Raw genomic sequence first — 19,983 nt, forward strand, 5'->3', positions numbered from 1 at the left:
TACTAACTTATTATTTAAGGAAAAGTTTAACGATATATGAAAAAAATATTTTTTATTTCAATAGTAGCTTTTGCCCTGTTGTCTTGCATGGCCTCTTCGCCTCAACAAAGTCTACAGTCCCGATTATTTGGTTTTTGGGCGCCAAGTGGTGATGAGGTTACAGTGTTCAAAATCGATAAGGATAGTTTGTATTATGTAGATGAATATCCTATTGTGGCAGTCCCTTATCAGTTTGCAGGCGATAGTATGTCCCTAGATTATTGGGGAGCAACTATCGTACAACATATTTCATTTCGCAAGGATACACTTGTTATGAAAAATAAATTAGGCGAGGTTAATTGTTTTGTACCTGTTAAATGAGCTTATAATAAATCCTGAAAGAAGCATTTTCTTAAATAATATGCTATCTTTCAGGTATTTACATCGCTTTAAATCTACAATTTTAGTTATTTACACTTATGCCACTTCTATTTTTTTTGTGTTATGGAGCTCATTATTTTGCTTTCGCAAGTACGCTCAGGTAAATAAAGTGAAACTGAAAATGATTCGGCATTCTGATGCACCACTATTTTCTTGCCTTGCAATTCATATTGCATAGCTAGATTCTTTAGGCCGATACCACTTTTTACCACATCATATCGTAATTGCAAATTATTGGTAACCGTGATGATGCCTTTTTGATAAACGATGCTGATATGTAGTGGAGTGTCTACCGTGCAACGGTTATGTTTGATGGCATTCTCTACGAGAACCTGTATGCTTGCGGGAATAACTGTTCGCTGCATCGCCTCTTCTGGTATGGCATATTCCACCTGTATACTTTCACCAAAGCGTACCTTTTGCAAATAGATATAATTATTGACGAATTCAAGTTCCTCTGCCAGCGTTACCGTAATATGCTTGTCTGTACCTAGAAGATAACGATACACTGCTGACAATTTCTTGGTGAATACATTCGCCTTGTCGGCATCTTGATAAATCAGAGATGAAAGCACATTCATACTATTAAACAGGAAATGCGGATTCATCTGATTCTTGAGTGCCAGAAATTGATAATGGGCTTTTTTACGCTCTGCTTCTACGGCCCTCTGCTCAGCTATACGTCTGTTGGTATAGTATATATACAGTTCGATAAGCAACACGAAGAGCACATTACTGAAGATGGCCGGCACAATCAACCTAAGTAAGTCGACCGTACGATTAGGATACATGAAGGAGAAGAGTAGACGGCCCTCGATGGTTATGATCAGCGAGGTCATAAGACTAGTGCACACCACATCAAGCAGAAATCCCAAGACGGGATGTTTGCGTAAAACTTTTTTCAGCAGTGAGATAATAACATAATCTATCAAGAATATTAAAAGACCAGGGATAATGTTGTGTTCCCAAATATGTAGCACCTCTTGCCAATCAAAATTATTGGCAATAACTAGAAAGGTACTGATATTCATAAACAGTACCAGGATGAGTCCCAGGACCACAAGAGGAATATACTTCATTTCCATTTTAATCATAATGACTTACATATTATCATCCATCCATCGGAGTACATCAGTAGCGCGATTTCTACTGACAATAATCTTTGCTGGTGCCTCTGGCGATAGGGTTATACTCAGACGACCTGCAAAATAACGGGTACACTTGCGGATACTCTGAATAGATGCAATACAGTTACGGGAGACACGATAAAATGTATGCTTATCGAGCATATTCTGTAGCGCATCGAGGGTATACGACAGGATGTACTGCTTGCCTGCATGCGTATAAAGATAGGTATATTTTTCCTCACTGTAGAAATAGGCAATATCCTCTACCTCTACATGGCGGTATTCATCACCGATCTGCACCAAAAACCTGTTTTTGATGATATGCTGCTCATAATCATTGATTAACTGTCTTACCTCAGAAGAGCTGACGGCTGGCAAACCGTGTTTCTCCAATTTTACCAAAGCCCGTTCCAAATACTCTTCCTCCACTGGTTTAAGCAGATAATCCACACTATTGCTACGAAAGGCTTGAATGGCATATTCATCATAGGCCGTAGTGAAGATGATGGGTAGATCTGTAGGATGCTGAACGAAGATGTCGAAACAAAGTCCATCAGACAGTCTGATATCGGTCAGCAAAAAGGTAGGGTGAGTGGTATCCAACAGATTTAAAGCACTACCGATACTGTCGGCTCGCCCCACACATTCGTATGCAGGGCGCAGTTTATGCATCATACGCAGGAGTTCATCTGCAGCAAACTGCTCATCCTCTATAATAAGATATCGCTGATTCATACCGACAAAAATAGGAAAATTTACTTGAAATGAGCCGCATTATAGATAATTTCTTTTTCCGTCATGCCATAGGCAGAAAAATAACCCATGCATAGTCCACCGAAATTAAGATATGGATTACTTCGGTTATTGGTACTCATACGCAGACTGGTGAGGTAATCATAGGTTCGCTTATCGATAACCAGCAACTGTAGTCGGATACGGTCACCTTCGTACACCATCTTATCGTGATCCTCATCCTCGTTCTTCTCCAACTTCGACTTTGTAATCATCGTCAGGGTACGGTCTATGCACTGATTTTCATATCCCATATCCTTCATGACATTCCACATATAGATGGTATCATTGCGATATACTCGCAGACAGTAATAATTGCTGTCGTTCTTAATATCATCAAAATTAACATGAAGACCCAGTATTTCCTCGTTCATCACTTTTTCCCAAGTAAAGTTAAGTGCATTGATCGTTGTCGTATCCTGCATGGTAGAGGATGACTGGAAAGTATTACCACCCACATTCACCTGCAGGGTATAGGTAACACCTTTCTTGCCACAGAACCCTTCTTCTGCAATATACTTGCCATAACCTACAGATTGCAGCATCTGCATACTTCCATCATCACCGGTAATGATAACCCGAGCATCGTTTACTGGTACAGAGTCAGACGTACTCTCCATGTCCTGACTCATGCTTACCGAAACAGCAGCATCTGTATTCGTAACCCTACCTTCAACCACATACATCGGATCAGTAGAATGATACTCAAAATCTATATTATCCTTGCACGACCACAGACACATGGCCAGCAATATACTAAGAACATACTTCATATTCATCAAAATTTAATACTGTAAGCTACAGATGGGATAATGCCAAAAAGAGAAAATTGATAAGCCTGAATACCAGAAGCGGTACGAGAATCATTCTCAAAACCCACGATAAACGGATTTCGGCGGTTATAGGCATTATAGATGCTAAATGACCAGGTACTGGTATATTTAGCTTTCTTGACCGTGTAATTAGCACCCAGATCAAGACGGTGGTAACTTGGTGACCGATAGCCATTGCGTTCACTATAATAATAGAAATACTCGCCATTGATCTTGTATTTGGCGCTTGGCGCTGTAAGCGCCTGTCCTGAATTGTATTTCCAGCTGGCACTAAGATCCCATTTGTCGGTCAACTTATACATGGCCACTATCGACAGATCGTGTCTCCGGTCATTATTAGCAGTATACCAGCGACCGTCGTTGATGCCGTCAATCTTATTCTCTACCCAAGATAGAGTATAGCTGAGCCATCCTGTAAACTTGCCAGTATTCTTGTGCAGTCCCAGTTCTATACCATACGCATGGCTCCTGCCCTCCAGAAGCAATCGTTCTATTTCGATTTCAGAATTAAATGATTTACCATCACGATAGTCGTATACATGGTCTACATCCTTATAATAACCCTCCAGTGAAAAATCGTAAGCACCATGTTGCAACAATCGGGTATACCCCAGACTCACCTGTTGGGCCATCTCCGGCTTAATGATGTTACTGCTCATGGTATAACGGTCGAAAGGCATTGACCAGGAACTCGTTCTTACCGCACGTATTTGTTGTGTAGAGAACGTATAGCCCAATTTCAGGCTCTGAGATGAGGTAAGTTTATAGTTGACAGATAGACGAGGTTCCAACGTGGTATATGTCTTGACGAATTTGCCTGATGAAGAAAAATAAGTAGACAGGATATTGCCGTCTGCATCGAGTTCATAGTAAGGCGATCCACCCAAAACAGTAAACAGATTGAGTCGCAGACCCGAAGAGAAGGATAGTTGACTGCATGGTGACCAGATACCATTCATCCAAATTGCATTCTCCCAAGCTTTTCGCTCCTCATTCTGATGAGTATTACCCACATTCCAATCAGCAGAGCGCAAATGGATAAGGGCGGACTGCAATCCTATATTCCATTGGAGATTCTTCATAGGAAACCATTGTAGGGTATGGTTCAGACCATAATGACGTATAAAACCATTCTCATCGAAATCAAGCCCAAATCCGTCTATTTCCATAAAACTCTTATAATTGGAGTAGTATAGACTGGTCGTAGAAAGCAGTTTGTCACTATACGAATGCATCCATCGCAAATTAAGTGATGTATTCATCCAGTTAATATGAGACAGGTTCTGCACAGCCATGACATCCTTACCATTGAAAATAGCCAGAGACAAACGGTCTTTCGCATTGGCTTGCCAGTCTATCTTGGCATTGATATCATAAAAATAAAGTGAAGAATTTTTATAATCATGTGATAACTTCAGAAAGAGATCGGCATACGAACGTCGAGCTGTTACCAGGAAAGAAGCCTTATCCTTGACAAGCGGTCCTTCGGCAAACACCTTGGCAGAAAGCAACCCCAAAGAGCCTCCAAAGTGATGATCGTTCATATCACCCGATTTGGTCGATACTGTGAGTACCGACGATGTCGCATCGCCATACTGTGCCGGAATCATACCTTTGGAAAGCACGGCATTGGTCAGGGCTTCATCATTGAAACTGGAGAACATACCCATAAGATGACCGGCCTGATATATTGTAGTATTGTCCAGCAGCACGGCATTCTGTGCAGAAGTACCGCCACGTACCTGAAAACCACTCGAAGCTTCGCTTTCCGCCTTGATACCCGGCAACAGCTGCAATGACTTGAAAATATCACGCTCACCTAGAAGTGAAGGCACTTTCACGAGATCGGACAGTTGGATCTTCTCCTGACCTATCTGCACATTATTCAACCTCTGCTTGGCCGAACGAGAACTTACTACAACTTCATTCAACTGTTGCACCTGGTTAAATCTGGAGGTTGTATCCTGCTGTTCCTGCGCCATGGCAGGAACAGCACAATCTAATACTATACCTAGAAAATAAAACCTATGAAAATTAGAAATCATTACGAATTATTTGATTAACGAAAACAAAGATAATGCTTTCTATAATCAAAATAAAAGTGATTCTGATGAGGTGACATTTCCGTAAGATGAAATGAAACATAGCTGAGATAAAGTTTATTTTCAATCCATGAAGATACAATATGAAAGAATGTAATGAAAAATGTTGAAGCAAATCCCCAAATGTAACATAGAGAATAGTAAAAGGTACGTTTCACAAAGTTTATCTCATTGGTTTTTGGTAATTTTGCAGCCGAACTAAAATACCTAAACCAATGAAACAAATTATTTTTGCGAGTAAATGTATGCTTACGCTGGCTTTAACCTTGGCCAGTGTACATGTAGCCCCGGCATTTGGTCAAACGATAAATGTACCAGCAGATGCTGTTGTCGCTTCAACTGCAGAGCCGGGTAATCAATTTCCTAAAGTAGACTCACAGCGCCGTGCTTATTTTACTCTTTCTGCTCCGGAAGCGAAAGATGTAAAAGTAGATATTTGTGGCAAAAAATATGATATGAAGCGAGATGAGAAAGGCGTGTGGAGCGCTGTTACTGATCCGCTCGTAGTGGGCTTTCATTATTATTTTATGATTGTTGATGGTGTGCGTATGTCAGACCCTGCCAGTGATACGTTCTTTGGCTGTCATGTGCAAGCAAGTGGTATCGAGATACCGGAAGGAAAAGAGGGCGATTACTATCGACTGCAGCAGGGCGTGGCTAAAGGACAGGTTCGTTCTATGCAATATTTTGCGAAGAGTACAGGGCAGTGGCGCAGAGCAATGGTCTATACTCCGGCAGAATATGAACAGGGTAATAAGCGCTATCCTGTACTTTACCTGCAGCATGGTATGGGTGAAGATGAAACAGGATGGAGCAAACAGGGTATGATGATGAATATTCTGGATAATGCGATTGCCAAGGGTGATGCCGTTCCTATGATCGTGGTCATGGAGAGTGGTGATGTGAAAGCTCCTTTCAATTTTGCTTCAGGGGCAAGTAATAAAGCGGGTAATAGTCAGTATGGTGCCAGTTTTTATAAGGTTTTGCTCAATGACCTGATTCCTACTGTGGAGAAGACTTTCCGTACGTATACTGATCGAGATCATCGTGCGATGGCTGGTCTCTCTTGGGGTGGTCATCAGACTTTTGATATGGTATTTACAAATCTTGATAAGTTCTCGTATGCGGGTGCTTTCAGTGGAGCTATCTTTGGACTCGATATTCATGCTACTTACGATGGTATATTCTCTCGTCCTAAGGAGGTGAACAGTAAGTTACATTATTTATTTATGGGGTATGGTTCTGAAGAACACTGGATTGGTACCCAAGGGTTGGCTAAACAGCTACAGCAAGCGGGCATCAAGTTGGATACCTACGTTTCACAAGGTACAGACCATGAGTGGCTTACGTGGCGTCGATGCCTGAATCAGTTTATTCCTCATCTTTTCAAGTAAATCGTAATCTATAATTAAAATGAAAAATATTCTCTTAGGTTTAGCTTTGACAGCATCAACTTTTGCTCAAGCTCAAAATCCTGTTATCCAAACCCGTTATACGGCTGACCCTGCTCCGTTGGCGACAAAAGACAGACTTTATCTCTATGCTGATGTGGATGAACCGCATGCAGATTTCTTCTGGATGTATCAGTGGCGTGTGTATTCGACAACAGACATGGTGAATTGGACTGATCATGGTGAAGTTATCGGACTGAATACATTTTCATGGGCTGATGACCGTGCCTGGGCCACACAGTGTTGTGAACGTAACGGCAAGTATTACTGGTATGTATGTGCCCATAGTAAACTCTCTGGTGGTATGGCTATCGGCGTAGCTGTAGCCGACAGTCCGACGGGGCCTTTTAGGGATGCACTCGGACATCCACTATACGATGATGGTAAGTGGGATAATATCGACCCTACCGTACTTGTAGATGGTAAGAAAGCCTATCTGGTATGGGGTAATCCAGAGATTCACCAGGCAGAACTTAACGATAATATGGTTAGTTTTGTAAGTGATGTCACCCTCGTGCATCAAGATGAGAAGAGTTTTGGAGCACCTTCTCCGCTGTTCCGTGATTCTGCTAAAGTAGCTAATCATGCATATAAGGATATCTATACCGAAGGTCCATGGCTTTCTAAGCATGGTAAAAACTATTATATGCTTTATGCTGCAGGTGGTGTACCAGAACATATCGCTTATTCGATGAGTAAGAAACCTATGGGACCGTGGACTTACAAAGGCACGATTATGCCGCAACTGAACAGTACGCAGTCGTTTACTAATCATTGCGGTATTGTCGATTTCAAAGGACATAGTTATTTCTTCTATCATACTGGAAATCTTCCTGGTGGCGGCGGATTCGACCGCAGTACAGCCATCGAGGAGTTTACTTGGAATGCTGATGGTACTATTCCAACGATTATGCCTACTAAAGAGGGTGTAGCTCCTGTAGGTACACTTAATCCTTTCGAACGTGTAGAAGCTGAAACCATCGGTTATTGCGATGGACTTACGACCGATCAGAATGACAAAGATGGTGTGTATGTGAGCGAGGTTAAGAATGGTAGTTGGTTAAAGGTACGCGAGGTCGATATGAATAGTGGTGCCAAGAATATTACCGTTCGTGTGGCCAGTGCTACACAGGGTGGCTACATAGATATCTTTGCTGATAGTATCAGTAAAACTCCTCTCGCAACCATCGAGGTGCCATCTACTAAGGGATGGGAAAACTGGATAACCCTTTCTGCTCATCTCAAAGACAGCCCTGTCGGTGTGCATGATATCTATTTTGCTTTCCGTGGGCAGAAGGGACGCAAACTCATGAACTTTTACTGGTGGAAGATGGATTAAAAGTCTATAATCCAATAGTATTCATATTAATATAAGATAAAACCTGTGCAGAAGCAAATGGACAACTTCTGTACAGGTTTTATCTTATATTTTATGTCATTTCCGAGATATTTACACGTATTTTTAAAAAAAATAGCAAGAAATCTATATACTATCCCCAAAAAAATGTATATTTGGCAATAGTATATAGAGATGAAAAAGTAGTATATATTCGCTCAAGAAAACATAATTATATCAAGTAATAGCTTATGAAGCACTATTTTTATATTTGCATTTTACTAGTCGTTTTGGTTTGTTCTTGTACAGAACAAAAAGAACATAAATACGTTATTGGTGTTTCTTTATCTAGCATGGACAATTGGAGAAATCAATTGAGTAAGGAGATGAAGGAGTTTAAGTATTTCGATCCAAATATTGATGTAAATATTGTTTCTGACGAGGACTATTCGCAAAAGCAGTCTGATCAGATTAATATGCTTATCGATGAAGGTATAGATGTGCTGGTGGTAGCACCTAATTATAAAGACTCTCTTGTCGAAGCTATCAATCGTGCGTATGAAAATCACATTCCTGTTATTTTTTACGGTCATAAGGTGAATACCAATCATTATACGGCCTATATCGGTGCTGATAATTATAATATCGGCTATTCTATCGGGCAATATATGTGTGCCCGACTTCGTGGCAGGGGTAATGTCGTAGAATTAAAAGGCTTTAAAGATTATATGCCTACCATAGAGCGCCATCAGGGTTTTATGGATGCTATCGCTAAATGCCCAGGTATACGTATTATTGCATCAGAATATGCCGACTATAAAGCAGAACCGGCTACTAAGGTGATGGATAGTATTCTTAATAAGCGTACGGATATCGATTATGTCTTCGGACATAATGATATTATGGCGCATGCTGCATACAAATGCGTAAAGAAACATGGCATTAAGCGTACTATTCTTTATTCTGGCGTAGATGCGCTTAACATACCTGGTGGTGGAATGGAATTGGTGCGTGATGGTAAAATCAGTGCTACTTGTACTTATCCGACGCGCGGTGATAAGGTCATAGATTTGGCTCTGAAAATATTGCATGGTGAAAAATATGCCAAAGTTAATAAACTGAAAACGACTGTGATAACACCTACTAATGTGGGTATTATGATACAGTTTGCTGAGGAGTTAGAGCGTCAGGAAAATAATTTGGAATTGCTTTACCATCAGATAGATGACTACCTAAAGGAATACAAGCAATACCGCATGATTAATATTTTCGTTTTTGTTTTTATTCTATTTATTATTACACGTACAATCATTCTTTATATAGCTAATCGGAAAAAGGGAAAAAAGATTAAAGAGTTGCAAGACCGTATTATACGATTAACGAGAAAATAAACTGTACCAGAATAGTTCTGCAAGAGATAATTCTCGCCAAGAACGTCAAGACGCAAAGGCTTTTGTATCTTGGTGTCTTGGCGAGAAAATTTTTTATTTTTAGGAATACAAGCCGAAAGAGATCAACTTTAACATAAAAATCCTTTGCACACATAGTGCTCTTTGCAAGAATAAAATGTACCTTTGCAGCCGTAAAAAGATAAAACATGATTTCAGTAGATAATTTAACGGTTGAATTTGGGGTAAAACCACTGTACAAGAATATTTCTTATGTCGTAAACGAGAAAGATCGTATCGCCCTCGTCGGCAAAAACGGAGCAGGTAAGTCTACTATGCTCAAGATTCTCTGTGGGTTACAGAAACCTACCTCAGGCTCTGTCAATATAGGTACCAATACCACTGTGGGCTATTTGCCTCAGGTAATGAAACTGAGCGATGATACTACAGTTCGTGAGGAAACTCGCAAGGCTTTTGCTGATACCACCAAGTTGAAGGCGAAGATAGACCAGATGCAGGAGGAAATGAATACACGTACCGACTATGAAAGCGATAGCTATACCGAACTGGTTACGCGCTTTACAGATGCTTATGACCAATATATGATGCTCGGTGGTGATGGTTATGAAGCAGAGATGGAACGTACTCTTATCGGTTTGGGATTCGAACGTACTGATTTCGACCGTCCTACCAGTGAGTTTTCTGGTGGATGGCGCATGCGTATTGAGTTAGCTAAGATTTTGCTTCGTAAACCGGATGTGCTTTTGCTCGATGAGCCTACCAATCACCTCGATATCGAATCTATCCAGTGGTTGGAACAGTATCTGCAGTCTTTTGCCAAAGCCGTAGTTCTCGTTTCGCACGACCGTACCTTTATTAATAATGTCACCAATCGTACACTCGAAATTACATGTTCTCATGTAGAAGATTATCGTGTAAAATATGATAAATACTTGGAGCTTCGCAAAGAGCGTCGTGAACAGCAGTTGCGTGCTTATGAGAACCAGCAGAAGGAGATAGCTGATATCAGGGCTTTTGTTGATCGTTTCCGCTATCAGGCTACTAAGGCCGTACAGGTGCAACAACGTTTGCGCCAGTTGGATAAAATTGTACCTATCGAGGTAGACGAAGTGGATAATAAGGCTATGCACCTCAAATTTCCACCTTGCCTTCGCTCTGGCGATTTTCCTGTTATTTGTGAGAATGTGAGCAAAACTTATCCTAAACGTCTTTATCAGGAGCGTCAGCATTTAGAAAGTAGTGGCGATCATACCGTATTCTCTGGTGTAAATCTGACGATAAGAAGAGGGGAAAAAGTTGCTTTTGTCGGTAAGAATGGTGAAGGTAAGAGTACATTGGTAAAATGTATTATGGGACAGATTCCGTTTGAAGGTAATCTGAAAATCGGTCATAATGTGCAGATTGGTTATTTTGCTCAGAATCAGGCTCAGCTTCTCGATGATGATTTAAGTATCTATGATACCATCGACCGTGTGGCAAAAGGTGAAATCAGACTCAAGATTAATGATCTGCTGGGAGCTTTCATGTTTGGTGGTGAAACTTCAGAGAAAAAAGTAAAAGTTTTATCCGGTGGTGAGCGTTCTCGATTAGCGATGATAAGACTCCTCTTAGAACCGGTTAACTTGCTTATTCTCGATGAGCCTACTAATCACCTCGACCTTCAGAGTAAAGATGTGCTTAAAGAGGCAATCAAAGCCTTTGATGGTACTGCGATTATCGTCAGTCACGACCGTGAATTCCTGGATGGACTGGTAAGCAAAGTATATGAGTTTGGCGGTGGTAAGGTAAGAGAGCACCTTGGGGGTATCTATGATTACCTTCGTCATCACAATGCTGAAACGATTAATGATGCACTCCAAAAGTAGGGAGTGCATCATCTGTTTATTACCATTTCAATTCATCCTTCAAGATGACGCCATCGGTAGCATCTTCTGCAGTAAAAGTATTACCTTTATACTGTACGCAGAGCATGATCATTTCTTCAGAACCCGTGTTCTTGATAGCACGCTTTCCCTCAGGAGAAACTCGGATAATGCTTCCTTCAGATACAGGGATGTTTTCACCGTCTACTTGATAGAGACCTTCACCCTTGAGAATGAAGTAAAGTTCCTCATGGTTTTTATGAGTATGAAGAAAACCATTATCGTGTCCAGGAGCAAATGATTGGAATGAAAGTTCGCTGCCTGTTGTTCCCAGTGCCTGACCGATAAATACCTTGCCAGGAATCTGAATATCTCCCAATGGAAGAACATAATCTTTAATCTCGTTGAGATTGCCGACATTTACTGCTGTAAAATTCTTACCTGTTTTTGTAGTCTTTACTGATTTCATTTTCTTTATCTTTTTAATTGTTATATGTGTTAAACTCTAATTTTCGGTTGCAAAGTTATTGTGATTCAATAAATTATACAAGTAGGCACACTTTTGTAAGTCGGTTACTTTAAGGTAACTAATGTCTGAATACAAGGGAAACGCAATCATAGTTTTACATAGTTTAACATATATACTTTCTTGCTGAGCAATTTAATAGTTACTTTTGTGCAGTAATATAACAAAAAGAAAATATTGGAATGAACAGAACCGAAGTTAGAGATGCGTTATTTCCAGATTGTCCTATCCGTAATGTGCTGACTCGCATAGGTGATAAATGGTCATTATTGGTACTTTTCACGATGGAGCGCAATGGCAATCAGCGCTTCAAGGAGTTGCAGCGCAATATCCCTGATATCTCACAAAAGATGCTTACAGCTACTCTTAAAACGCTTGAAGCAGACGGATTGGTATTACGTAAAGCTTATCCGGAAGTTCCACCACGAGTAGAGTACACTTTAACAGATAAAGGTAAGAGTTTATTGCCTCATATCGATAGTCTTATTGGGTGGGCTCTTGACAATATGAATGACATTATGGAAAATAGAAAGAATTATCTCTTAAAATAAAAGGTGTGCCGATAATATGATGAAAAAAGAAAACAAACTTGAATATTATATTTCAGCCCATTTAGCTGTTTTATTAGGTGGTTTTACAGGCTTGTTTGGCAAATTGGTAACCCTTAATGAAGTTGACATCGCGTGGTATCGCATGGCTTTTGCCACCATTTTTCTCATGGTAATTGCAGGAATCCCAAAGATATCAGCCACGAAATTACTCAGATTAGCCGGCGTGGGTTCTTTATTAGGACTGCATTGGATATTATTTTATGCATCCATCAAGATGTCGAATATTTCCATAGGTGTAATCTGTTATTCTCTCGTAGGATTTTGTACGGCCATCATAGAACCATGGGTATATCATAAGAAGATATCGGTTACAGAGCTATTTTATTCGATGCTCACCATGGCTGGTCTATTACTTATCTTCTCTTTCGATTCGCGTTATCGTGCAGGTATTGCAGTGGGAGCCGTCTCAGCGGTTGTAGCTTCGCTTTATGGTGTACTTAATAAGAAGGAGAGTGAGGGTGTGAAGGGTAGAACGTCATTGTTTTATCAGATGAGTGGCGGTGTTACTATTTTATCGGCTATCATACCGCTTTACCTATATTTCTTTCCAAGTACACAATCTGTTGTCGTTATACCAGAAGGAAGTAATTTGTGGTGGTTGTTAAGTTTAGCATTGTTTTGTACAGTAGGAGAGTATTTATTAGTTATCAAGTCTCTTCGTGGCTTATCTGCTTTTACCATGAACTTAAGTTTTAATCTTGAGCCCGTATACAGTATCATCATTGCCTTCCTATTTTTTGGTGAAGGTCGCGAATTAAACTTTTCCTTTTATGTCGGCATAGCATTGATTGTACTGAGTGTGATATTGCAAACGATGCGATCGAAACATAAATAGGGGAGATTGAAATCTCCCCCCCCCAACAAAAACCTCCGTTAATTTCTTGCATTTCAGACGGTGTCTTACTCATCAGACAAGCCTTCGCTGTCGGCTAATTGACTCCGCCCATGTGTTTACAGTGCTTGAAATGTTAAAAATGCACTTTCTTCAGAAATTTTCTTCGATTTTTTTGGCAAATTCATTTTGATACTTTATTTTTGCGATATAATAGTAAAAGATCTTGGAGTATGGAATACCTGTAGACTATTTTGCTATATGCCTTGTACATGTCGCATATCCTTCCGATTCGTGGCGTTTGACTTTTCGGTTAGTCTATCGCAATTCCATTTTTTTCTTCCCCATAGTACCTTTTTGCCTTTATACTGGATATTACCAAAATATCCTTTATAAGTTTAATTTCATATTAACGTAAATGTTTTATAAGTATCCATTTAATAGCTAACTAAAATTATAAACCGATGAAAAACAAAGCCATTTTATCTATACTGCTATTTGTCTTTACATATACTAAGGCAGAGGGACAGACGATTGTTTACACATATTCAATGTCTCGGTAAATGGAAATGGACTGGCTTTTCCCGTAGAGAAAAAATGGTAAGTTTTTTCATAATATTTTAAATTTAAAGGAATGTATAAAGTTATATTTTTCTTAATATCGATAACTCTCTTATGTCTTTCATGTAACAATGAAGGCTATAAGGAGACAGACAGGTACATGGAGATAGACAATCAAGATTTGAAAAGGGAACTGGCTTTTTATGTTGACTCCTTGGATTCCATTCATAAAGGCGAGGACTATGTCATAAGAGTATATTGTCGGGATATCAGCAACATTCTGAAGCGATATACAATATCCGATGAGATTGATTATGATTCGTGGAATAGATGTCCATATAATTTTAAAAGCAAAGTTCATGGTAAGGACATCTTGTTTGTGATGTGGACGGTGGATCCGAGACAATCGCTGGCTATGAGCCCCGTTTTCAAATTAGATGACAAAAGCTTTGGCAAGGAGGTAAAGAAATACTTTCCAAAAATATACAAGAAATATGGCTTGAAAGATTCACGTTATCCTCAGATAATATACGAGCCAGACTTGATATATCTTACTTTCTTAGGGAATAAGCTCATTGGAAAATATAGAAGTAGAGGACTGCCTGGAGAACATGTTCCCGTCAACATTAATAAAAAAATAATATATATGTGACATCAATCAATCATTGGTTTCATCACTGGTGTATGGGGAAGATATAATCATAAATTCAGAATTAAATAATAAACCAATAAGTTTCTATGAAAAAAATATTGTATTTTTTTATTGTCTTCGTATTGATTGTAGTATGTGCCAAAGGACAGAATCAAGAAAATCTCAATACCCTTCGTGATAGTTTAGCCAAAATGGTCCTTTGGGGGAATCTGCGTAACGACACGACAATGCTCGAAAGAGCATTGAAACTTTCAGACTTCTTACTTAGTATTGATACTACGAACATCGGTAAGAGGCATTGTTATCATCACCGTTCCATGATTTTCTTTTCTTTGGGACACAAGGATGAGGCTATGGCCAACGCTGAACATGCAGTTTTGACCCTTCAAGCAAATAATCCGTTACGGCTTATCTTTATGTCGGCAAAATACTTAAGGGAACATAATAAAGACTCGGCTGCTTATTACATTGAAAAGACAATTGCTGTTTGTGACAGTTCATTGAATGAAGAGTATAACGAAGATATGGCTATTAATAAGATTAAGGCAATTTATCTGCGCGATGGAGAGAAGAAAGCAAAGATTTATTTGTCAGAACTATTAAGGACACATCCAAGCCCATTGCTAAAATTATTTAAGGAAGACTGGGATGAATGGGTTCGCATGAATAATGAGGAATTAAAACTGATGAATATTAAGATCTTGAGATAGAAATGGTATGTTGGAAAGCAAACTTAGTATTCTATTTAACAAATTCTTTGACTTTCACATATTCTTAAATTAAGATGAATAAACTCAATATATTATATATGCTTATCTCTACGATATTTACATTTGTTTCTTGTACCCGTGTCAAAAACAAAGACTTGAAAGTAAATATTCTTGCTCTGACTGAATCTGAAAGTGTCTATTTCATTCAGAAAGCAGATACAATAGAAAATAAATGTTATATTGTTACAGGAGATAACGATAAAATAAGTATAACTGTACCATATAGTACTAATTATATTATTGATGATTTAAAGAGAAAGGGCAAGGGCAAGGGCCTTTCAGCTTTTCCAATATCCCAAAGACAGAGGGGGTATAAAGAAACTTTGCAAGAAATGAATACATGTTTAAAAGTTATTTTAAGCAAGTATTCAAAAGAAAAAAACATCAACATACATTGTGATTTGTCTGATTTTAGTGATATTGCCATCATTGTTTCGCAATGTCTCCCAGAATATAAGTGTAAGAATAAATCTCAGATAGAAGAGTGTATAAACCATACTACATTAGCAGCAGATTTGACCGCAATATTGGGAATGTATAATATGAGCGTACAATCCATATCATTAGACTTAGAAGCAAAAAGTATTTATATGAATAAGGAATTATTTTTATCAAATCGCACTACATCTATTAAGGATATACCTCAAAAAATTCTTGCTGTTCCAATCAAAATAAATATCGTAAATAATCAAAGTGGTATAAATAGAATAACGAAGAAACAATGAACTGTAAAAGGAAAACGAATAAATTCGGTTCATCCGACAAATATCAGTTAGCGATGATATGAGAGGATAACAAAAAAAGTGGTTGTTTTTTTAAAAAAAACAACCACTTTTTTGTTGAGATTTCAATTTTTTTTGGCAATAACATCGAAGTTGACCCAAACTTCTAAAAAATGAGCAGCCAATCACGGTTGCTCATTTTCATTATACCAAATTCTTTTTTAGATATTTCTCTATTGTTTCTTTTATGATATTCCTTATTCGTATTTCTTCAGTCACAATTCTTCCATTTTCTGCTACCTCGTCAACAACAATGATAATATCACCATTTTTTTTTATTTTCTTGAAATATGAAAACATAAGTTTACCAACAACCAATACAAGTACATTGTCTCGCTTCCAAGCATAAGGTGCGTTAGCTACAGACGATGCATAAACATTGGCTACAGTTTTGTCTAAATTCAAAATGGCTGTTTGTGCTTTGGTATACAGAGACGGTATTTGACCATTATATGCTATTCCTACAAGGAAAATTCTGTTTAAAACATTTTCTACCTCATTACTTGCTATTACCATTACTTTCTATTCTCCTAAACATATCTTCAGCTAAACTATAGCCGTTATTAAGATACCAATCAACGTCTATATCGTAATTGGAATACTTTTGTTCATTCAACAACTCAGATTTAGAAAAATCTTTGCGTTCAACCTCTATTCTATCACCAGCTTCATTAATCAAGTGTACTTTCTTACCCATATGACTCATATATGTTTATAATTCTACAATAAATATCCTTATTTTTGCAAAAAAACATAAAAAATCTGAGAAAAACAAATTCTACGTGATATTTATATTAAAAATACGTATAGAATATGAATAAAAGACTTACAGAATCTGATTTACATAGAATTGTTAGAGAGTCTACTAATAGAGTTATAAAAGAAACAATGGTGAATAGTTTAAATGACATCATTATGGTTGCAAGTTTTCCGATGGATACATACGACAAGCATATCCTTGATAAACTTGGTGATGAGGAACTAAGAGAGATTACTAACCAAGATGAAAGATGTGGTATATGGGACATATACGATTTCGAAGACGAAATCAACAACAATAATATTGATAATGATAATAATTGGATTAAAGTAATAAGATAACATATGAGTAAGAAATTGATAAAACTAACAGAAAGTGACCTTCATAGAATTGTAAAGCAGTCAGTTAACAAAATACTGAAAGAAGGAGTTGGCGATAATGCATATCTTCAACAGAATATTCAACAAGCAATTTTTTCTTTATCGGCTGTTGCAAGTGTCTTGCAGAAAGAATCTGAATCCCATGTATATGGTGGCGATAGTGAAATGATTCCTGATGGAAATGCGCACTTTGAATACAACAAAGTATATGAACTTTGTCTAAAAACTATGAGGGCTTTAAAGAGCATACAGTAATATTATGCAGCAACCAAGCCAATTCTGATTTCAGACCACTTACGAACAAGTCCAATCGACTTGGCGAACATATGGGCGAATCTTGCTGATTCGCTCATTTTTCTTGTGTTCCAACGATACACAGCCTCGTCAATATACTGCTGTAAATGCTCATCAGATACATCGTGATAGCAACCCACAATCATACGTCTGAAGTGACTCCCAAAACCCTCAATGCTGTTGGTGAACACGTCACCATTGGCATACTCTTCAGCACCGTGATGTACTCTCTTGTGGTCATAACCCAATGCAGCGAGTCCGTTATAAGCGTTCAATTCATCAGTGATGACTCTTGAACCATCCTCAACAAACTGCTGAATATAAGGTAGCAAAGTAGCACCGTCAGTCTGTTCAACAACGAATGCGTGAACGTAAGTAATTGGCTCAATTTCGCCAACACCATTGATGAACTCACTGCGTTCCATCATACCAAACACAGGAGTCTTGGTCTTTGTAGAACGACCTTGTGTATGAGGTGTTTTCATTGACTTGTGCTTCCACTTCTCTTTACCACCAATGTACGCTTCATCACATTCTACTGTACCCTCGAAAGAATCTTCATCAGACTGTTTATACAGCAAGCGTACCTTCTGAAGCATATACCACGCTGTTGACTGCGTAACCTTGAGGTCACGACTCAACTGATGACTGCTGATACCCTTCTTGTGACTGCTAATAAGATACATTGCAACGAACCACTTGATAAGTGGCAACTTGGTATTGTGGAAAATCGTCTTGACAAGACAAGAGAAATTCTTGCCACAATGTTTACAACGGAACTTACCGTCTTTGCGTACCACACAGTGATGCTCGTGGCAGTATGGGCATTCAACATCTTGCTCATCACCCACACCCCAACGTGCTTCTGTGATAGCTTGCTTGCACTTCTCGTCTGTGTTGAAGTACATTGTCATATCAATGATGTTGTCGAATTTTGAAAAGTCTATCATAATATCTTTGTTTTTTAAATTATACTACAAAGATACGAAAAAGTCCAGTGTTAAGGGGCTATTTTATACGTATAACGTTACAAATTTCGACAAATATACGAATTTCAATTTACTTTGTAAATTGTATTTGATGATTCTATAGTAAAAATCAGATACAAAAATAATTTCCTCAGAATCTGTTTGACTCTGAGGAAATCTTAAAAGTTGGGTCAACTTCTATATCATTGCCTTTTTTTTATTCCTTTGTAATAAATAACTATATTATGAAATCTTTACAAGATACTCAATACATAAAGAATAAACGAAAGAAGTTAAAATTAATTTATGGTTTCATTGCATTTCTTCTTTTAATATTGTGCGTATTATTAAGTTATGTATATCGCCCTTATGTTTATTCTCATCACATAAACGATTATCATATAGCTGATTGCTACACAAGTTTTTTGGGTGTTCCCATTATTGTATTTTTGACACAAGCTTTACGAAAAGAAAAATGGAGTATACCTACTAATATTTTTTATGCCACAGTTTTTTTGATAGGGTGGGAAATCGTTGATGGTTTTTTAGCAAAGCAATATGATTGGATAGATATTATAGCTTGTATTTTTAGTGGAGTAATACTATATGTGATTCATCGAATTACTTGTTTTAAAAGTATTCATGAATAACTTCTGGTGATTTTCTATGAAATTTAATTTCTTGTTTATTTGGTTGTTTATCAGAAAGTTAGTATATTCGTGGCATGAAACGATATTTCGTGATATGCGTGTTCGTATAGGTGCAGAAGGCGGGCGTGTGCCAAATTCAGTTTTAACAGAACCTTTGAAGAGTGTCCTTGACAAACTTCAGCTACTCTTTTCTGACGGTCAGCCCAATAATGCAGCGGCAATGCTTTTTACGAAGAACGAGAAAGGTTATTATCCGCAGTTCACCATTCAGATGGCAAGGTTCAGAGGAACTGACAAGAACGAATTCATAGACAACCAACGTGCTTACGGCAATTTCTTTGACTTGTTGGACGCTGGCATGGCGTTTAGTTTCAAGCATTGGGAAGAATACAATGCCTTTGTCGGTATCGCTATTTATGATGACCGAATAGAGGTTCTTAATCCAGGAGCACTTCCCCGCGGGATGACGCCAGAGAACATCAAAGACCCTCATGGCTCTTTCCCCTATAATCCCATCACGGCTTTTTTAGGTCCCATCTTTGGAATGTAGGTTTTACTCATTGGCATAAATTGTATTAGTGAAATAAAAAAGTCGGCTCTTTTTAGGGTCGGCTCTATTCTTATCGTTCACAAAAATAGGAATTTAGTTTCAATTTTACAATATAACGCAATAATAACTTATTGTCTATTAGGATATTTTAGAATTTCTATGTGGTCTGTTAAGACCTCTGCGTGGTCTGTAAGTGGTCTGAGGGAAATTTATCGATTTGAGAGAGCTTTGAGACACGCTGCAAAGCAAAATATCCTTTTCTCATCATTTTCAAAAAAACTTTCTGATTATTCCCTATCCTTAAGGCAAAAGGAA

General features: G+C 38.3%; 21 protein-coding genes and 1 pseudogene. 14 read left to right on the top strand and 8 right to left on the bottom strand.

Features of this window, described 5'->3' with window-relative positions; translation table 11 throughout:
* Positions 1-36: 36 nt before the first annotated feature.
* Entirely contained in the window at positions 37-360 is a 324-nt protein-coding gene (locus L6471_RS01645) for a hypothetical protein (RefSeq protein ID WP_237797107.1), read from the top strand.
* 107 nt (positions 361-467) lie between these two features.
* Here the strand turns inward: L6471_RS01645 and L6471_RS01650 are convergent, their stop codons facing one another.
* From L6471_RS01650 to L6471_RS01665, 4 genes are read right to left on the bottom strand one after another with little or no spacing between them, the layout of a single operon-like run.
* Positions 468-1,514: a sensor histidine kinase gene (locus tag L6471_RS01650; protein ID WP_237797108.1), complete on the bottom strand. Its 1,047-nt coding sequence runs from the start codon at positions 1,512-1,514 to the stop codon at positions 468-470.
* Between the two features lie 6 nt (positions 1,515-1,520).
* Entirely contained in the window at positions 1,521-2,282 is a 762-nt protein-coding gene (locus L6471_RS01655; protein ID WP_237797109.1) for a LytR/AlgR family response regulator transcription factor, read from the bottom strand.
* Between the two features lie 20 nt (positions 2,283-2,302).
* The gene (locus L6471_RS01660; RefSeq protein ID WP_237797110.1) at positions 2,303-3,112 is read right to left on the bottom strand and encodes a DUF4249 family protein; all 810 of its coding nucleotides are present in this window, start codon (positions 3,110-3,112) and stop codon (positions 2,303-2,305) included.
* A 5-nt stretch (positions 3,113-3,117) separates the two neighbouring features.
* Complete coding sequence (locus L6471_RS01665) at positions 3,118-5,217, bottom strand: TonB-dependent receptor plug domain-containing protein (RefSeq protein WP_237797111.1); 2,100 nt, start codon at positions 5,215-5,217, stop codon at positions 3,118-3,120.
* A 368-nt stretch (positions 5,218-5,585) separates the two neighbouring features.
* Between L6471_RS01665 and L6471_RS01670 the strand changes: the two are divergent.
* From L6471_RS01670 to L6471_RS01685, 4 genes and pseudogenes are all read left to right on the top strand, one after another.
* Positions 5,586-6,668 (top strand): annotated as a pseudogene (locus L6471_RS01670) (alpha/beta hydrolase-fold protein); the annotation flags it as partial.
* A 19-nt stretch (positions 6,669-6,687) separates the two neighbouring features.
* Entirely contained in the window at positions 6,688-8,064 is a 1,377-nt protein-coding gene (locus L6471_RS01675; RefSeq protein WP_237797112.1) for a glycoside hydrolase family 43 protein, read from the top strand.
* A gap of 248 nt (positions 8,065-8,312) precedes the next feature.
* A complete protein-coding gene (locus L6471_RS01680) occupies positions 8,313-9,452 on the top strand; it encodes a substrate-binding domain-containing protein (RefSeq protein WP_237797113.1) in 1,140 nt (379 codons plus the stop codon).
* 206 nt (positions 9,453-9,658) lie between these two features.
* Positions 9,659-11,335, top strand: coding sequence for an ABC-F family ATP-binding cassette domain-containing protein (locus L6471_RS01685; RefSeq protein WP_006281122.1), 1,677 nt, complete (start codon positions 9,659-9,661; stop codon positions 11,333-11,335).
* 19 nt (positions 11,336-11,354) lie between these two features.
* On the opposite strand, the gene L6471_RS01690 is transcribed toward L6471_RS01685, so the two are convergent.
* On the bottom strand, positions 11,355-11,801 hold the full coding sequence (locus L6471_RS01690; RefSeq protein ID WP_006281128.1) for a cupin domain-containing protein: 447 nt from the start codon (positions 11,799-11,801) through the stop codon (positions 11,355-11,357).
* Between the two features lie 239 nt (positions 11,802-12,040).
* On the opposite strand from L6471_RS01690, the gene L6471_RS01695 reads away from it, so the two are divergent.
* The 5 genes from L6471_RS01695 (at position 12,041) to L6471_RS01715 (ending at position 16,009) form a co-directional block, all read left to right on the top strand.
* On the top strand, positions 12,041-12,409 hold the full coding sequence (locus L6471_RS01695) for a winged helix-turn-helix transcriptional regulator (protein WP_027454217.1): 369 nt from the start codon (positions 12,041-12,043) through the stop codon (positions 12,407-12,409).
* A 16-nt stretch (positions 12,410-12,425) separates the two neighbouring features.
* Entirely contained in the window at positions 12,426-13,304 is an 879-nt protein-coding gene (locus tag L6471_RS01700) for a DMT family transporter (protein WP_223918716.1), read from the top strand.
* A 718-nt stretch (positions 13,305-14,022) separates the two neighbouring features.
* On the top strand, positions 14,023-14,514 hold the full coding sequence (locus tag L6471_RS01705; RefSeq protein ID WP_143067236.1) for a hypothetical protein: 492 nt from the start codon (positions 14,023-14,025) through the stop codon (positions 14,512-14,514).
* Positions 14,515-14,600: 86 nt separating this feature from the next.
* Positions 14,601-15,224 (top strand): hypothetical protein, encoded by a 624-nt coding sequence (locus tag L6471_RS01710; protein WP_237797114.1) that lies wholly within the window; start codon positions 14,601-14,603, stop codon positions 15,222-15,224.
* A 74-nt stretch (positions 15,225-15,298) separates the two neighbouring features.
* The gene (locus L6471_RS01715; protein WP_237797115.1) at positions 15,299-16,009 is read left to right on the top strand and encodes a hypothetical protein; all 711 of its coding nucleotides are present in this window, start codon (positions 15,299-15,301) and stop codon (positions 16,007-16,009) included.
* Positions 16,010-16,210: 201 nt separating this feature from the next.
* Here L6471_RS01715 and L6471_RS01720 read toward each other — a convergent pair whose 3' ends face one another.
* Both L6471_RS01720 and L6471_RS01725 read right to left on the bottom strand, forming a co-directional pair.
* A complete protein-coding gene (locus L6471_RS01720; protein ID WP_237797116.1) occupies positions 16,211-16,582 on the bottom strand; it encodes a hypothetical protein in 372 nt (123 codons plus the stop codon).
* Positions 16,566-16,763 (bottom strand): hypothetical protein, encoded by a 198-nt coding sequence (locus L6471_RS01725; protein WP_237797117.1) that lies wholly within the window; start codon positions 16,761-16,763, stop codon positions 16,566-16,568. The genes L6471_RS01720 and L6471_RS01725 overlap by 17 nt, the downstream gene beginning before the upstream one ends.
* Before the next feature lie 191 nt (positions 16,764-16,954).
* Between L6471_RS01725 and L6471_RS01730 the strand changes: the two genes are divergently transcribed.
* Entirely contained in the window at positions 16,955-17,167 is a 213-nt protein-coding gene (locus L6471_RS01730; RefSeq protein WP_237797118.1) for a hypothetical protein, read from the top strand.
* A 3-nt stretch (positions 17,168-17,170) separates the two neighbouring features.
* Positions 17,171-17,461 (top strand): hypothetical protein, encoded by a 291-nt coding sequence (locus tag L6471_RS01735; RefSeq protein ID WP_237797119.1) that lies wholly within the window; start codon positions 17,171-17,173, stop codon positions 17,459-17,461.
* A 2-nt stretch (positions 17,462-17,463) separates the two neighbouring features.
* Here the strand turns inward: L6471_RS01735 and L6471_RS01740 are convergent, their stop codons facing one another.
* Positions 17,464-18,450: an IS1595 family transposase gene (locus L6471_RS01740; protein ID WP_237797120.1), complete on the bottom strand. Its 987-nt coding sequence runs from the start codon at positions 18,448-18,450 to the stop codon at positions 17,464-17,466.
* A gap of 263 nt (positions 18,451-18,713) precedes the next feature.
* Here L6471_RS01740 and L6471_RS01745 point away from each other — a divergent pair, with 263 nt between their 5' ends.
* A complete protein-coding gene (locus tag L6471_RS01745; protein WP_074549866.1) occupies positions 18,714-19,118 on the top strand; it encodes a hypothetical protein in 405 nt (134 codons plus the stop codon).
* A gap of 16 nt (positions 19,119-19,134) precedes the next feature.
* The gene (locus tag L6471_RS01750; protein ID WP_094449071.1) at positions 19,135-19,668 is read left to right on the top strand and encodes an ATP-binding protein; all 534 of its coding nucleotides are present in this window, start codon (positions 19,135-19,137) and stop codon (positions 19,666-19,668) included.
* The last annotated feature ends 315 nt before the right edge of the window (positions 19,669-19,983 follow it).

Origin of the sequence: Segatella bryantii, assembly GCF_022024215.1 — a bacterium.
Lineage (GTDB): Bacteria > Bacteroidota > Bacteroidia > Bacteroidales > Bacteroidaceae > Prevotella > Prevotella bryantii.